Consider the following 16,576-nt stretch of genomic DNA (forward strand, 5'->3'; position numbering starts at 1 on the left):
CCGATCGGCGCAGAGTTCGTTGCACCACCCACTGGTGCCTTCGCCGGTGCCAATGGTCTGAACTTCTGGGAGCTGTTTTTCCACCTGCCGCATTTGATCGCCACTCGGTTGCGCGACGAAGAACGCTTTCAGGAAGCGCAGAGCTGGCTGCATTACGTATTCGATCCACAGGCCACCGCAGATCCGGCCAATCCGCCGGTTCCGATCGCGAACCCGAAACCGGCGTATTGGCGTTGCCGGCCTCTGGATATCGCAACAGCGCCGGGCAATCCAGGGTGGGAAATTCAGAATCCCCTCGATCCGGATGCCATTGGCTATGCCGCACCCGCACATTTTCAGATCCTGATGTTCACCGACTATGTAGAAAACCTGATGGCGTGGGGCGATTGGTATTACCGCCAATTGACCCGTGACAGTCTGGTGGCCGCCAAGCTTTGCTATGTCCAGGCCGGGTTTCTGATGGGCAAGGCGCCCACCGCCGACACAGCGAGTCGTTGGCAGACCGACACCGTTGAAAACCTCTTGGCGCAGTGCGAATCGCGACCCCTGCTTGAAGCGCTTGAAACAACGTTGGATTTCAATCTGGCGGATTACCCGATCGCTTCCGACATCCCGCCGATGCTGGGTTTGTTGGCCTGCGAACCTTTTAGAATTCCGATCAACCAATCGCTGCTCGACCTGTTTGCAAAGCCGCAGCAACGCCTTGATAACCTGCGCAACAATCTCACGATCGATGGCAAACCGCTGGACGTGTTGCTGTTCAGCCCGATGACGGATCCCAGGCAATTGCTCCGCGATCTGGTCGCTGGTAGCGCAGCCGGGCCAAGACCGATGGGCGGGCGGCTGGTGGTCAATGCGTATCGCTGGCGGGTCACGTTCGAAGTCGCGTTGCGCGGAGTACAGAGCCTGCGAGATTTCGGCAGTCTGGTGCTGCGTCTGCTCGAACAACGCGACCGTGCCGAGCAGGAAGAATCACAGCAGAACCATTTGCTGGAGCTGGGTCGCTATGCCGAAACGGTGCAGGAACAATCCATCGCCCAGTTGGAGGCGAATGTCACAGCGCTGAAGCAGAGTCGGGCAATGGCGCAGGACCGGGCCGATGCCTATGCAATGCGTTACAGCGAAAACGTTTCGCCGATCGAGTATCAGGTCATGGCCAGTCTGCACCAGTCGAAAACATCAGCGCTGCAGGCCAAAGTCGTCAGAGTGGCAGGGGGTGTCATCGCGGCGTTGCCAAAAATTTATGGTACTTCCAACGGTGGCTTCAAACCCGAACACGCTTTCGATGCAGTGGCTTTCGGCCTGGAGGTTTCTTCATCACTGTTGCAAATCGACGCCGACCGACAGGCCACCACCGAAGGTTATCGTCGTCGCCGCAGTGAGTGGGCGCTGCAACGCGATCAGGCGCTGGCGGAGGTGGGTGCAATCGATGCGCAGATCGAAGCGCAAAGCCATGCGGTCAACGCAGCAAGATCCAGCCTTGAACAGACGCTTCGGGCCAACAGTCAAGCGTTGACCATGTTCAACTTCCTAAAAAAACGCGCGAGCAATGCCGAGTTGTTCGGCTGGATGCTTGGCCAGCTAAAAGCCCTGCACTACCAGGCGTACGACGCGGTCGTCAGTCTGTGCCTCAGTGCGCAGGCTTCGCTGGCTGCTGAAACCGGCGATTATGATGCACCGGTCCCTTTGCCTCAGGCCTGGCTCGATCACCGTTATGGTCTGGGCTCTGGCGAACAGTTGCACATGTATCTGCTGGATCAGGAACGCAGGCGCTTGCAAAGCTACGAGCGGCGGCTGGAGCTGGTCAAAACAGTTTCCTTGCGGCAGTTGTGCGACGACGGCATCGAGCCTCAAGAGGGCGTGACCAGTTGGGCAGATGCACACCAGCAATTGATGGCAACAGGTGTATTGGAGTTCAGACTGACCCAGTTGCTGTTCGACCGGGATTACCCCGGCCATTTCTGCAGGCAGATCAGTTCAGTGGAGGTGGATCTGCCTGTCCTGACCGGTCCTTACGAGGATGTCCGGGCAACCTTGCTGCAGATCAGTAGCGTGACGGCGACCCGGCCCACCACACAGTCTGTGCAGTACCTGCATACGCCGACCTCAGGTGTACCTGGCGATCTGGTGTTCAACCTGCGCAGCGCTCAGCAGATCGTTTTATCGGTAGGGCTTTCCGACAGTGGCCTGACCCACCAGAAACCTGATGAAGGTTTACTCAACCCGTTTGAATGCACGGGTGCGGTTTCCCACTGGCGACTGAGTTTTCCTCGACCGCTAAAACAGCCACAAGCTGCAATGCTCAAATCCTTGACCGATATCATTATCCGCGTGCGCTACACCGCCAAAGCCGGCGAGCCGACGTTCACCCAAAAAGTCACAGACCTGGTTACCAAGGCTGAAAACGCCAGTTTGAAGATGCCAGTCGAAGGAGCAGGCGACCATGAGTGAGCCCGTCGTGCAAAACAATCAGAATCTGGTGCTCAATGGTGACTTCAACGATCGGCTCAAAGAGTGGCGCCCCAGCGGGATGATTGGCCTGGCGAGAGAATTCTATGCTGACGAGTTAGTCAATTTCATGGAGGTCGGTGTCGGGGCTTCGGCTACACAGGTAATCAAGGCACCCAAGACCCCCGGCGCCCGCGCGGGTTACGAACTGACGTTTCTATGCGAACTGCGGCCCGGAGTTTCATGGTCGGGCGAATCGGGCTGGTTGCACATCCGCAAGAGCGGCGATGTGTTAATGAGCATCGAACTCACGGCAGAAGAAGGCCGGAAACAGGTGCACGAAGACGCCGGACTGGGGGCGGAGCAGCCGCTGGAATTCAAGCCGCGGGTGTATCAAAGATCACTGGATCAATTGGCGTTCGTCGAAGATGACGAATTGAGCTTCGAGGTCAGCGGTGTCCCGCGCAACGCGGGCGACCGTAGTTCGACAATCTGCATCACTCGAATCGACCTGCAACTGAAGCTTGAACCGTTGCAACTGCAGACGGTGCGACTGGATGACGAAGTTCTGCCACCAGGCCAGACGTTACACCTTTGCCTGGGCGCTTCCCTTGACGATGACCCGGACGGCTCTTTGTACATTGCGCATCGTCTGTCTTTTACCCCTGTAGACGGCAGCGTCTGGCTGGGTACGGATATCGCACTGATCATTCAGGGCAACCCATTGGAAGCAGTCAAGGCAACCCCTGACTGGGGAGTCGATCAACCGCTGCTGTCGCAGTGGTCGCTCGACTGCCCGGATATGGGAGAAGAGAAAAGTCATGACTTCACAATAAATCTGGTGAACCAGTACAACACCGAGCCTTATGCGATTGACGTGTCGCTGGGGCATCATCGATTGGCGCTTCGCGAAGTGCAGACCGCGGCGTATTACCCCGTCCTCGAGTATGCACAAAGCGTCCGGTTGGGCGTGCAGGTCCTTTCGTTCTACACCGGCCGTTCGCTTGATGGTCGAGAGGTCAGGTGGACGAGTATCGGGCAGGGCGTGCAGGGCACCGCAGTCACTGATGAACAGGGCCTGGCTTACTTCGATTTCGTCCCTGAGCAAGCCGGCGATTTTGTCATCACAGCGTCGGTCGACAGCGCTTATTACGGCAATGGCGAGGTGACTCACGAATTTCCAGTCACGGTGCTGGCGACCGACCCCTGGCGCGACTTGCGTTGCGTTGTCGAAGAGCAGGTAACCCTGTGGGGCGCGACCGGTTATCCCAATCGCGGCACTGATTACCCCTTCATCGTGCGCTTGCCCGCCGACAGCCCTTTGCTGGCGACTGATCTATCGCTGCACTGGAGCGGCGTCGGGCATGAAGAGTTGAAGGTAACGGTCAACCCGCCACTCCAGCAACCGGTCGCTTTCAATGGCGACGATAGTCTCTGGACGCTGGCCTGCGAAGACTGGCTGGATGGTCGCTTCGAACTGGCATTGGTCTGCTCGAAGCTGTTACTGCCATCGCCGCGTAAACCCATGTCGCTGGCGCGCAACAAGGTCAGGATCGCTGATACGCGCGGCCCGAATATTTCGCCGGTTGTCGAGAACTCCGAAAAGACCTTGATGCGGGTGCAGGTGGTGCATGTCACTGACAAAGGTGCCGGTGAGCCAGTAATTGATGCGTTCGTCGACTGGCAAACCCCCGAGGGTATTGTCAAGTCTCGTACTGGCAGCGGTGGCTGGGCCAGCCTGTATTACTGGCCGTTGAAGGCTTTGAGCAACGAGACGATTACCGCCAGTGTGAGAGCCTACGAAGGCGGGCCGGCAGATGGACACACGTTTTCGGTCACGGCGTTTGCACGAGACGAGTGGAAGGACAAGGTCAGGATCACGTTTGATGGCTTTCAAATTTCCAGTGACGGAATCGCTTGCAAGCGAGGCAAGACGCACATCCTGACGGTCCGTGCATTTGAGAACAGCCCGCTGATTGGCGAGGCAATTACGCTCGGTTGGCGCAACGCAAAGCCAGAGATCGGGCTTGCGGTGAGCGACCTTGATATGCCGAGAATATTGCGCGAAGGGGAAGATCTGAGTTGGTTGTTCAGCTCTGATCGTATCGAAAGTACCAGCAGTATTTTCGAGGTAAGTTTGCTCACCGACACTCTCACGAACAAGGATTTTTCTTGCCGACTGTTATCACCTGACCTCCATGAAGAAATGACCGTGGTCCTGGATCAGATGACCGATCTCAGGGGGCAGCCGCTCTTTCCGTGTATTGGCGCTATACATCGCTATATCTTCCGCACCAATGCGCTGAGTCCTTTAGTGGGTATCCCCATGGATCTGATATGGACTGGAAGCCCGGCGGCAGAGCTCGGAATCGAGTTGAGCCCACCCCCCAAAAGCGAAAATGTTGTGGACGACAGCGGGTTTACCTGGACGCTGGACTGTTCAAAAAGTACCAAACCCGGGGTTTTCAAACTTCAGTTCATTATCAGTTTCTTTGGCTTGAGCGACATCAATACGATGACCCTGGGCCACAATAAAATCACGATCGAAGACGCCCGTGCATCTGCGGTGGATCCGGTCATTGGGCAGGATCCTGCGTGGATGTGGCTGAAGGTACGCTCCCCTTATCGTCCCGACCTCCCTCTGGAGCAAGTGCCTGTTCAATGGACAGCCGACGGCAGCACCGAAGTGCACGGGACGGCTGCCGATGGCTGGAGTGGTTTTCCCTTTGCGCCAACCACGGCAGGTGAGCATGTGGTGACAGCGGCGGTTATCAGCCCTTATGACCGTTTTGAAGAGCTCCGCTCCATGCAGGTTCTAGCGCTTGAAGGGGATCCGTGGGACGGATTCGAATACAGTTTCGACTCCCGACCGTTTCAGCCACTGGGTCAAAGCGCTGAATTCCCCCGGCGCAAGGGGCAGCATCAATTGAGCGTGAGTGCTCCGCCTGGCAGTGCGCTGCATGACCAGTATCTGACACTGGGCATGACCGGCACCGGGCCGGCGGAATTGGGCATGCGCTTCGAGGAGCCACGTCTGGGTGACCCCAGGCTTTTCTCGAGCGCTGGAATGACCTATCGGTTCAACGCGGGCGACCTCAAGGACGGGAGTTTCGGCCTGCGCTTTTCCTCGGCGCGGTTGGCCAAGTTGTCTCCGGTCATTGCGATGTCGCTGGGGCAAGGCGAACAGGTGGTAAAGATCGCCGAGCGTTCGCGAAGCAGTCAGTCACTGCTCTGGGGCGAGGCGGTGTCGGAGCAGGTCGTCATTGTTTCGGCCATCAGCGACAGGCCAATGGTGGGGATGAAGGTTGTCTGGCGCAGTCCGGACCTTGGTGAGGTGACCACTACTACCAACTTCTACGGTGAAGCGCGGATACGGTTCGTGCCGACAACACCGGGTGCGGCGCAACTGACCGCCACGGTGGGCGATGCGCTGTATTCGGAGTCGATTTCCTTACCGTTTTTGCTGCACGAGCCCCGGGAGATCAAGGAACTGGTCAGCGATGATCCGAGCGGGTATCCGGGGCAACAGATGACCGCGCAAGTCCTGGTAGTGTCAGCGAGTACCGCGCAACCCTTGGCCAATGTCGAAGTAATGTGGGAGTACGACCGCACCTCGCTGCCGACAACCCTGACGGATGCCGAAGGCAAGGCAACGGCGCGCATTGTCCTGGAAGGAGCAGGCGAGGCTGCGTTGCGGGCGTCGGTAAAGGGTGGTTTGGCTGGCTGGGTGGTAAAAACGCTCTGGTTGACCGTTACTGAGCGTCCAGCAGCGGTGGAATCCGTTGTTGCGTCGCCTAATCCGGTTCCCTTGCAGACCTACGTCTCCATGACCGCGCTGATTGTGGCCAAGGAGGGGCGAGAGCCCATGCCCAGACGGAAAATCCTTGTTTCCACTAATGGAGCACCGTTCACTGAGTCGTTTACCGATCACAACGGGCGATACCAGGCTCACTGGCGGCCGATGAACCTCACGGATCAGATTTCGCTGGTCGTCAAAGTAGAAAACAGCGACGGCACTTCGGACAGCGACGCTGTGTATGTTGCAGTCACCAACTGATCGAATCTGTCAGATCGCAGCGGTCTTTTTCCAGCTCATGTAGCTTGTCACCAGTCCGGCCCCCAGCTCGGCGGGCCGAACATCCATCACTGCAACGCCATGGGCAGTCAGCCGCTCATAGAGTTGCGAGCGGTCATTGAGAAAATCGATGGTGCCGCAGTAGGCGAGTGCCTCGGGCAACGTTTGTACCGTGCTCTGGCGCAATGTATCCAACGCCTGTTCACGCAGGCTCGCCACCAGCACCCGATGTTGCGCGCTCAACCGTTTGACCGCGCCCAGCACTTGATCATCGTCATCGCGCAAGTTGGTCACCAGCACTACCAGCGCCCGGCGCTTTTGGCGGGCCAACAACTGGTTGGCGGCAGCCTGGTAATCAGCAGGGCGCTGGGTGCTCCGAAGGTCATAAACAGCGTTGAGCAAAACGTTCAGTTGGCCGCTGCCTTTGACTGGCGCGACATGGCGCGGCTCATCAACGGCAAAGGTACTCATGCCCACCGCATCCCCTTGGCGCAACGCCACATAACTGAGCAGCAGGCAGGCATTGAGCGCGTGATCGAAGTGCGACAGCTCACCATCGTGACTGCGCATCTGCCGGCCGCAATCGAGCAGGAAGATGACCTGTTGATCGCGTTCATCTTCGTACTCGCGGGCAATCGGCATGCGCTGGCGGGCGGTGGCTTTCCAGTCGATCTGGCGCAGGCTGTCGCCCTCGCGAAATTCGCGCAGCTGATGAAATTCCTGACCCTGCCCGCGACGTTGCCGCTGACGTATGCCGAGCTGGCTGAGCCAGTTGTCGACGGCGCGCAACTCACCGCCGTAAAGCCGGGCGAAGTCCGGGTAGACACGGGTCTCGTCGCCGACGCTGAGCAGGCGTTTGCCGGACCATAATCCCAAGGGGCTGGGCAGGTTGACTTCGCACTGTTCGAAGCTGAAATGCCCGCGTTCGAAAGGGCGCAGACGGTAGCTGATCTGGCTGACATGGCCGGGTTGAAGCTCGACAAGCATCGGCAGATGTTCAAACGCGAGGCCGTCGGGAACGTGGTCGAAGAGTCCAATGGCCAGTGGCTCGGCAAACTCATGGGCGATTTGCAGCTTCACCTCTCCCCAGCGCCCGAGCGCCAGGCTGCCGGGCATCTGCCGTTTGATGCGCGGCGAGGGCAGGCGTCTGAGGCGCACTGCGTCGATAACCGCCAAGGCCAACAGGGCCAGGAGCAAACCCCAGTTGATCGAAATCAGGCTCGACGGGAGCTCTCTGCCAAGTGCCTGAAAGGCGCCGAGCACGGTACTGACGCCCAGCAGCAGCGCCAGCCAGATCAGCAGCAGACGCGAGGGTTTCACAGGCGCGGCGCCGGCACTTGATCGAGCAATTGCGTGAGCACCTGATCGACCTGCAGGCCTTCGATATCCAGCTCCGGCGCGATGCGCACGCGATGACGCAACACCGCCAGCGCGCAGCCTTTGATGTCATCCGGGATTACAAACTCGCCGCCGCGCAACAACGCCCGGGCACGGGCACAACGAACCAGTGCAATCGAGGCGCGTGGCCCGGCGCCGAGGGTCAGCCCCGGCCAGGTGCGCGTGCTGCGCGCCAGGCGCACGGCGTAATCGAGGACCTGATCGTCCAGCGGCAAGTCACTGGCGATGCGCTGCAGGGCTTGAACATCCTTGGCTTGCAACACCGTGCGCAGCGGTTGCACATCGAGCATGTCGGCGCGGGTCGAACGACAGACCTGACGGACCATGTTCAGCTCCTGATCGGCGTCGGGGTAATCCATGCGCACCTTGAGCATGAAGCGGTCGAGTTCGGCTTCCGGCAGCGGATAGGTGCCTTCCTGTTCGATCGGGTTCTGCGTTGCCAACACCATGAACGGTTGCGCGATGGGCAAGGCGCGACCCTCGAGCGTCACCTGGCGCTCCTGCATGGCTTCGAGCAATGCCGCCTGGGTTTTTGCCGGGGCGCGGTTGATCTCGTCGGCCAGCAGCAGGTTGGTGAACAGCGGGCCTTTGCGCAGCTTGAACTGCTCGGTCTGCAGGTCATACACGGCATGGCCGGTAACGTCGCTGGGCATCAGGTCCGGGGTGAACTGGATGCGCGCGAACTCGCCGCCGAAGCATCGCGCCAGTGCCCGCACCAGCAAGGTCTTGCCCAGACCGGGCACGCCTTCGAGCAGCACGTGGCCGCCGGCGATCAGCGCGGTCAGGACATCGTCGACCACCGCATCCTGGCCGATCAGCGCCTTGTTCAATTCGTTGCGCACTGCCTGCGCCAACTGGCTGGCGCGCTGGCGTTGCTGGGCAGCGTGCGTCACGCTGCCGGGCTCGATCTGTTCAGTCATAACGCGTTCCTCAAGGTTTGCAGATGAGCGACCTGACGGCTGAATTCGGCGCTGGACAAACGCTGCTTCGGTCGTGGGCTCAGGGCCTGGCTGATGGCGCGGGTGGGTTGCCGGGTCAGGCGCGATAACGCCAGCCATTGCTCGGCCACATTCAATTGATCGAAACCGGGATGGCGGCGGCGGGCGCGGCGCAGGATGTCTTGTTGCAAGGCTTGCAGGAGCGCCTGCTGGCCGTTGTGGCGCAGCAGGAAGTCGGCACTGGCACGCAGATGCTCCAGCAGTTGGCGGCGACCCGCTGGCGCCGGCATTTGCACCGGGCCGTGACGCACGCCGGCCTGCCACAACCACAGGCCGATCAAGCCGAGCAGGGCGACTATGGCCTGCGGGAAGTAGCGCCAGAGCAAGGTCCACAAACCATCGTGCGTCGTGTCGTAAATCAGCGTGACGTCGGTGTCGGCGCTCAGGTACCAGAGTAGCCAGGCGTTGTCGTATTTGCCGATAGCGCCGGTTTTCCACAGCTCGGCATCGGTGACCACGGTGATCGTGCCGAGGCCGTACACCCGTTGCATCATGTGCGTGGCTTTGGCGCTGTTGGCCCAGGCTTGCGCGACATTGTTCGGGTCGTCGAGGTGGAAGTCGGTGTCGAAACCGGCGTAGGCCGGCGCGTCTTCGTCTTCCAGATACAGTTTGGTCAGTTTCGGGAAGCGGTCCTTTTCCCCGCCCTCGGGAGGATCTTTCAAGTCCTTGCTCAGCGATTGGTGCAGTTGCACCTTGTCGAGCAGCAGATCATTGCTTTGCCCGGTTTGCGCATCCCACAGCGATTCAGCGACAAATACCAAGCGTCCGCCGGCGCGAGTCCAGTTCAACACCTGATCGACTTCACGCGGCGTCATCCGCGCGCGCTCGCCAAACAAAAGCAAAGTGTGGCTATGCGGATCGATCTGCGGCAGCACCGCCAGGGTCTCGGCGTGATTGACCGCGAGGCCGCGCTCGCGCAGGAACATTTCTGCCGCCAGATAAGAATTGGCTTGCGCAGCAGGCGAGGGGCCGTGATCGATGACTTCCTGATAAGGACGGGCTTTGAGGTAGAGGAACAGACTCATGCCGCCAAGCAGCAAAAGCGCCAGCGCAGCCAAAGTCCAACCTATACGCCGGTTCAATGCCCGGATCCTTTGCTGAACAATTCACGCCAGCCGTTACACAGCTCTGCTTGCAGGTGCGCGGCTGGAAGTCGGTGCCCGTAGGCCATGTTCTGCCAGTGAACAGTGAGGTTGCGGCTGTAGGCGAGCAGGTCCGGGCGTTGCAATTGCTCGATGCGGTTGAGGATCTGGCTCTCGGTGTCGGCGGCTCTCAGCGTCAGGTTGAAATCATGCAGCAGACGGCTGAGCAGGCCGCGATAGAGCAGGCCCAGCGCGGCGCGAGGTTCGCTCAGCCACAATTGTTCGGCGCTGCTCGCAATGTCATCCGGCAGAGTTTCACGGCTCAGATCGAGGCCGAAGACTTGTGGCGACGCCGGCGGTTTGCTGCGCGCTGGCAGGTTCGGGCGGCGGCTGACGAAAGCCCGGAGGAATTCGCGATAACGCCAGATCAGCCAGCCCAGCGCGGCAATCAGCGCGCCCCACAACAGCACCTCAATCACGCCGGCGAGGGTATCGAGGTGCCGACCGTCGAGCCAGCCGAGCAGGGTTTTCAGCCACTGCGGTGCCTCACCCGCTTGCGCGTCTTTGGCCGGACTTGCCGGGTCGTCGCCAAAGCGATAACGGGTGACGCTTTCCTTGTTCTTGAACGGCGGTTGTTCGAGCAGCGACTGAATGCTGTCGCGCGATGCCTGACTGGTCAGCGGCTGATTGAGCAACCGTGGAGCATCCGGCGCATCGCTGGCCCACACCGGTTGCAGGTTCGGCAGCAGCAGACACGCCGCCAGCAACACGCCGAGCACGCCGTTGTTCAAGCGCTGGCGCAAACGGCGGAAGACCAGCTCGATGTCCCAGGCTTCCAGTTGTGTGCGGCGGTTCAGGTACAGGCTGAAACCGCAGGCGACATACACCGGTCCCCAGGCCACCAGGATCAGCGCATAAAAAACGTTGGTCAGGTGCTCCAGCCAGCGCCAATCCTGATCGGCGGCTAGCAGCAGCGATTGCCAGTCCCAGTCGGTCTCGATCTGCTGCGGCAAGAGCATGTAGAACAGCAGCATCAAGCCGATCCACAGCGCGGTTTCCAGATGCACGCCGATAATCGTCAGCCATTGCGCGGCGCCGCCGTTGCGTTGCAGCAGCACCTGCAGACGTTGTTGTCTGGCCTCGCCGTCGAGACCTTCGAGTTGCGTCACCGGCAGCACAAAGCTGCGACTCAGACTCAGCCGTCGCCAGGTCAGACTGGCCAACAGTTGCGGCCTGAGCAGGCGCGGCCACTCGCGCAAGGCTTGTCTGAGCGTCGGGGTTTCACCGAACAGTGCTTTGGAGAGGATGTACAGCGGCAGGCGTTCGTAGGCCGGTTTCAGCCACCAGAAAATGAACACCGCCAGTGATGGCGAATCCCACAGCAACAGGCTGAGCAGGGCGAACAGCGGCAGGGTGACGATCGCCCAACTGGTCATCAACAACCGCCGATGCTGCTGGCTCATCAACACGCCCAGGTCCATGGCTTCCCAGGTCGTGCGCGGGCGGATCACTACGCTGGCGTCACTCAGGCGCATGACGAATCCTTCCGGCCAACGACAGATAAACCGCGACGGCCAACCATAGCGCGGCGCCGACGGCGTATTTGGTCAGCGGCGTTACGCTGGTTTTCGACGACCAATAAGCCTCGATAAAGGCTGCGATCAACAGGAACAGCATGGCCCCACACACCAGCAACACGCTTTTGCGCGCGGCCAGGCGCAGCGCCTCGCCCCATGTCAGGCGTCCGGGGGCGATCAGCGCCCAGCCCAGCTTCAGGCCCGCCGCTCCGGCGAGGGCGATGGCGCTCAGTTCGAACGCGCCGTGACCAATCACGAACGACCAGAAGGTCTGGCCGAAACCGATCTCGCTGAGATGCCCGGCCACCGCGCCGATGATCATGCCGTTGTAAAGCAGGAAGAATCCGCTGCCCACGCCCATCAGCAAACCGCTGGCGAATGTCTGAAAGGCGATGCCTGTGTTGTGCATGACGTAATAGCCGAACATCACCCAGTCTTCGCTGGCCGCCCGTTCGGCCGAGCGTCCGAGGTGGCCGGCAACGGGGTCGTACATGCCCTGCATCTCGCGCACCTGTTCGGCCGGAATCAGGTTGTAGATCAGTTCCGGGTTCAGATAAACCAGCACGCCGAAACCGATCAGGCTGCCGAAGAACAACAGGCTGGCGGCCGCAACGAAGCGCCACTGTTCGCGCACCAGTCGCGGGAAGTCCGCGAGAATAAAGCTGATGATGAGCGCCCCGAGGCGACTGCGATGCCGATAGAGCTGTTGATGGCCGCGCAGCACTTGCTGCTGTAATGAATCGATCAGAAAACTGCTGTAGCCACGCGCCTGGGCCAGAGCCAGATGTTGGCAGAGACGCCGATAGGCCTTGGGGAAATCGCTGACTTGCGCCGTATCCTTGCCGTGTTCGAGGCGTTCAAGCGCCACGGCGAAACGCTCCCATTCGGCCTTGTGGCGACTTTCGAACAGGCTCTGCTTCATGGGGTCGGCCCCAACAGGCCGCGCGCGATGCCGTTGAGTTCAGACACGGCTTTGGGCGCAGAGATGTGCAGCGGCTGCGCCAGCAATGCCGCCAGCTCGTTGACCCGTGCGGGAGAGAGCTCGGCCTGACGCTCGGCGAAACCGAGTACCGCGCGTTGTTCGCTCAAGGTCAGTGGAACGGGGCAGCGGCGAGGTTCAGCGTCAGGCAGTTGCGGGCGGCTCAGCGGCCGTTCGCTGTAAACCACCAAGGTGCCAGCGGCAATGTCGCCGAGGCGTTTGAAGGTCGGGTGTTGCAGGCAACTGAGCGCACCGAGGAAATAGCCGAAGGGCAGTAGATCGACAAAGCGCAGCAGGTTGCGCAATAGCGAAGCCGACCAACCGATCGGCGTGCCGTCATCGTGTACCACGCGCAAACCCAGCCATTGCTTACCCGGCGAGCGGCCCTGACGCAGCACCTCGAACAGCACCATGTACCACCAGCTGATGGCAAACAGCAGCAAGGAACCGAGGCCCATGCCGAGCTTGCCGAGAAACGCCAGTGCGATAAACAGCACACCGAGGATCAAGCCGCGAATGCCCAGATCGATGGCAAACGCCACCGCGCGCACCATCAACCCGGCGGGGCGCAACGGCAGGTTGATGCCTTCCGGCGTTTCGACCTGATGGCGCGTATCCAGCGGTGCTTTCCTTCGCGGTGCTGTGGGCTCGAGCATGGGCTACCTGATGTTCGCCTGTTCGGGGTGCAAGTGCGCTTGATGCTAGCAGCCTCTCGGGTGTGGGAGCGAGCCTGCTCGCGAATGTGGTGGGTCAGTCAGCCTGTGGGCAACTGGCAGAAAGCCTTCGCGGGCAGGCTCGCACCCACAAGGGCAATGCATTCCAGTTGTAGGAATCTGGAGAAATTGCTGTTCGAGGGCGACCAGGCTGGCCGTGGCAGCCCTGAAACGCCTAGACTTCGCCGATCTTCTGTTCAGGATTCGCCCGTGACTTCAATCTTCTGGTACGACTACGAAACCACTGGCATCAATCCGCGCAACGACCGACCGCTGCAGGTGGCCGGGATTCGCACCGACCATGCGCTCAACGAGATCGACGAGCCAGTCAACCTCTATTGCCAGCCCAGCGAAGATATCCTGCCGCACCCGGCGGCATGCGCGATCACTGGCATCACTCCCGGCCAGCTCGCTGAAAAAGGCCTGAGCGAAGCCGATTTCATGACTCGCGTGCATGCGCAACTGGCCGCACCGGGCACCTGTGGCGCCGGTTACAACACCTTGCGTTTCGACGATGAGATGACTCGCTACAGCCTGTATCGCAATTTCTTCGACCCCTATGCCCGTGAATGGCAGGGTGGCAACAGTCGCTGGGATCTGATCGACGTAGTGCGCGCCGCTTACGCATTGCGCCCGGACGGTCTGGTCTGGCCGACCGATGATGAAGGCCGCGTGACCCTCAAGCTCGAACGCCTCACGGCGGCCAACAATATCGATCACGGGCACGCTCACGAAGCCCTGTCGGATGTGCGCGCTACCATCGCGTTGGCGCGGCTGATTCGCGAGAAACAACCCAAGCTCTACGAGTGGCTGTTCCAGTTGCGCAGCAAACAGAAGGTGATGGATCAGATCCGCCTGTTGCAGCCACTGGTGCATGTGTCCGGGCGTTTCTCGGCGGCGCGCAGTTATGTCGGCGTGGTGCTGCCGCTGGCCTGGCACCCGAAGAATCGCAACGCCCTGATCGTCTGTGATCTGCATCTAGATCCGCAGGGGTTGCTGAACCTCGATGCGCAAGCCTTGCGTCAGCGTCTTTATACCCGTCGCGATGAGTTGGCCGAAGGTGAGTTACCGGTACCGCTCAAGCTTATTCATATCAATCGTTGCCCGGTTGTAGCGCCGCTGGCGGTATTGCGCGCACAAGACCAGCAGCGCCTTGGGCTGGACATGGCGCTTTATCAGGAGCGGACAGTGCGACTAACTGACGCACAACAAGTCTGGAAAGATAAAGTCGTGGCGATTTATGCCAGCGAAGATTTCACTCCCAGCGAAGATCCCGAGCAGCAGTTGTACGATGGATTTATCGGTGATCGTGATCGTCGTTTATGCGAACAAGTTCGAACGGCCGACCCTGCGCAATTGGCGCAAGAGCAGTGGCCTTTCGATGATGAACGTTTGCCTGAATTACTTTTTCGATATCGAGCACGCAACTTTCCGGACACCTTGGATGTGGCCGAGCAAGAGCGCTGGAAATTATTTTGTCAGCAGCGCCTGACGCAACCCGAGGCAGGTGCGCCGAATACCGTGCAGTCATTTATCGAGGCCGCCGAGCAATGGTCGCTTAGTGCGTCACCGATGCAGCGAGAGGTGCTCAATGATTGGCAGAATTATGTCCAGGCATTACGCAAACGTTTGAATCTGTGAAATCGAACATGCGCGGACAATAAATCACGGGCATAAAAAAACGCCAGCGCTGGCTGGCGTTCTTTTGTTCGCGGATCGCTCTGCGAAGGCGTTGCGGCTTAGCCCAGCAGGGTCGCCCAGCCTTCAACCACGTCGCCGCCCCACTTGGCTTTCCACTCTTTAAGAGTTTTGTGGTTGCCACCTTTGGTTTCGATGACTTCACCGTTGTGCGGGTTTTTATATTGCTTAACTTTGCGTGCACGCTTGGTGCCGGTAGTTTTCACTGCGCCGCCGCGTGGAGCCTTGGATTTGGCTTCTGGATCCAGCAGCGCGATGATGTCACGCAGCGACTTGGAGTATTCACCCATCAGCGTGCGCAGTTTGCCTTCGAATTCCAGTTCGGCTTGCAGTTTGTCGTCTTCGGACAGGTTCTTCAGACGGGCTTGCAGCTCTTTGATGGCTTCTTCGGTGGCGCGATATTCGTTGATCAAGGACATGAGTACTACCTTTCGTAGAATGCTGAATGACAGGGGACAGTGCCGCAATAATAGTCAGGCTGTTTCATCAAGTAAACATTTAGATCGGCTTTTTATTTAAATGATTTACAGGAATTAGCCGCGCTTTGAATGTTCCGTTAAATAATGTGATGCAGTCAGCACAGATATTTACAGTTGTCTGACAAAAGCCCTTCTAAAGCGTCACGGTCTTGACGGAAGACCTGCGTCAGAAAGCCGTTTCACCATGCTTTGTCCCACCCGGCGCGTATGCGTACTGCAGTTTTCCTGCGCAGTCGCTAGAATGGCGGCCTTTGTGAAGTTCTGGAGTTTCCCCCTCATGCGCACTTTTCGGCTGGTGATCTCTTGCCCGGACCGCGTTGGCATCGTTGCCAAAGTCAGTAATTTTCTGGCCTCTCATAATGGCTGGATCACCGAAGCGAGCCACCACTCTGACAATCAAGTGGGCTGGTTCTTCATGCGTCACGAAATCCGTGCCGATTCCCTGCCGTTCGGTATTGAAGAGTTGCGCGAGAAGTTCGCGCCGATCGCCGAAGAGTTCTCGATGGACTGGCGCATCACCGACACCGAGCAAAAAAAACGCGTAGTGCTGATGGCCAGCCGCGAATCCCACTGCCTGGCCGACCTGCTGCACCGCTGGCACAGCGATGAACTGGATTGCGACATCGCCTGCGTGATCTCCAACCATGACGATTTGCGCAGCATGGTCGAGTGGCACGGCATCCCGTACTACCATGTGCCGGTCAATCCGCAGGACAAGCAGCCGGCGTTCGACGAAGTGTCGCGCCTGGTCAAACAGCACGATGCCGAAGTGGTGGTGCTGGCGCGCTACATGCAGATCCTGCCGCCGGACATGTGCCGCGAATACGCGCACAAGGTCATCAACATCCACCACAGCTTCCTTCCATCGTTCGTCGGCGCCAAGCCGTATCACCAGGCATCCCTGCGTGGTGTGAAACTGATCGGCGCGACCTGCCACTACGTGACTGAAGAACTGGATGCCGGTCCGATCATCGAGCAGGACGTGGTGCGTGTCAGCCACAGCGACAGCATCGAAGACATGGTGCGTTTCGGCCGTGACGTCGAGAAGATGGTGCTGGCCCGCGGTCTGCGTTATCACCTGGAAGACCGCGTGCTGGTGCACGGCAACAAGACGGTTGTGTTCTGATCG

The 16,576-nt window shown here is 59.6% G+C and carries 10 protein-coding genes and 1 pseudogene; 4 read left to right on the forward strand and 7 right to left on the reverse strand.

What is annotated here, in order from left to right; translation table 11 throughout:
• Both F8N49_RS05040 and F8N49_RS05045 read left to right on the forward strand, forming a co-directional pair.
• Window positions 1–2,451: pseudogene (locus tag F8N49_RS05040) on the forward strand (insecticidal toxin complex protein TcaB2); the annotation flags it as partial.
• Window positions 2,444–6,505 carry an Ig-like domain-containing protein gene (locus tag F8N49_RS05045; RefSeq protein ID WP_151550939.1) on the forward strand — a complete coding sequence of 1,354 codons (4,062 nt, stop codon included), beginning with the start codon at window positions 2,444–2,446 and terminating at the stop codon, window positions 6,503–6,505. The pseudogene F8N49_RS05040 and the gene F8N49_RS05045, both read left to right, overlap by 8 nt.
• Window positions 6,506–6,514: 9 nt before the next feature.
• On the opposite strand, the gene F8N49_RS05050 is transcribed toward F8N49_RS05045, so the two are convergent.
• The 6 genes from F8N49_RS05050 to F8N49_RS05075 are packed head-to-tail and all read right to left on the reverse strand — an operon-like array spanning window position 6,515 to window position 13,213.
• The gene (locus F8N49_RS05050; protein ID WP_122746760.1) at window positions 6,515–7,843 is read right to left on the reverse strand and encodes a DUF58 domain-containing protein; all 1,329 of its coding nucleotides are present in this window, start codon (window positions 7,841–7,843) and stop codon (window positions 6,515–6,517) included.
• Window positions 7,840–8,841, reverse strand: a complete 1,002-nt coding sequence (locus F8N49_RS05055; RefSeq protein WP_110646271.1) for a MoxR family ATPase — start codon at window positions 8,839–8,841, stop codon at window positions 7,840–7,842. Before F8N49_RS05055 ends, F8N49_RS05050 begins: the two co-directional genes overlap by 4 nt.
• Window positions 8,838–9,944: a DUF4350 domain-containing protein gene (locus tag F8N49_RS05060; RefSeq protein WP_178116917.1), complete on the reverse strand. Its 1,107-nt coding sequence runs from the start codon at window positions 9,942–9,944 to the stop codon at window positions 8,838–8,840. Before F8N49_RS05060 ends, F8N49_RS05055 begins: the two co-directional genes overlap by 4 nt.
• A gap of 53 nt (window positions 9,945–9,997) precedes the next feature.
• The gene (locus F8N49_RS05065; protein WP_151550941.1) at window positions 9,998–11,536 is read right to left on the reverse strand and encodes a DUF4129 domain-containing protein; all 1,539 of its coding nucleotides are present in this window, start codon (window positions 11,534–11,536) and stop codon (window positions 9,998–10,000) included.
• The gene (locus tag F8N49_RS05070) at window positions 11,523–12,500 is read right to left on the reverse strand and encodes a stage II sporulation protein M (RefSeq protein WP_122746764.1); all 978 of its coding nucleotides are present in this window, start codon (window positions 12,498–12,500) and stop codon (window positions 11,523–11,525) included. Before F8N49_RS05070 ends, F8N49_RS05065 begins: the two co-directional genes overlap by 14 nt.
• The gene (locus F8N49_RS05075; protein ID WP_151550942.1) at window positions 12,497–13,213 is read right to left on the reverse strand and encodes an RDD family protein; all 717 of its coding nucleotides are present in this window, start codon (window positions 13,211–13,213) and stop codon (window positions 12,497–12,499) included. Before F8N49_RS05075 ends, F8N49_RS05070 begins: the two co-directional genes overlap by 4 nt.
• A gap of 267 nt (window positions 13,214–13,480) precedes the next feature.
• Between F8N49_RS05075 and sbcB the strand changes: the two genes are divergently transcribed.
• Window positions 13,481–14,911 (forward strand): exodeoxyribonuclease I, encoded by a 1,431-nt coding sequence (sbcB, locus tag F8N49_RS05080; protein WP_151550943.1) that lies wholly within the window; start codon window positions 13,481–13,483, stop codon window positions 14,909–14,911.
• Between the two features lie 98 nt (window positions 14,912–15,009).
• Here the strand turns inward: sbcB and mvaT are convergent, their stop codons facing one another.
• On the reverse strand, window positions 15,010–15,387 hold the full coding sequence (gene mvaT, locus F8N49_RS05085) for a histone-like nucleoid-structuring protein MvaT (RefSeq protein WP_016773476.1): 378 nt from the start codon (window positions 15,385–15,387) through the stop codon (window positions 15,010–15,012).
• 337 nt (window positions 15,388–15,724) lie between these two features.
• Here mvaT and purU point away from each other — a divergent pair, with 337 nt between their 5' ends.
• On the forward strand, window positions 15,725–16,573 hold the full coding sequence (purU, locus tag F8N49_RS05090) for a formyltetrahydrofolate deformylase (protein ID WP_073471971.1): 849 nt from the start codon (window positions 15,725–15,727) through the stop codon (window positions 16,571–16,573).
• Window positions 16,574–16,576: the final 3 nt, after the last annotated feature.

Source organism: Pseudomonas sp. GXM4 (genome assembly GCF_008923895.1).
GTDB classification, from domain to species: domain Bacteria; phylum Pseudomonadota; class Gammaproteobacteria; order Pseudomonadales; family Pseudomonadaceae; genus Aquipseudomonas; species Aquipseudomonas atacamensis.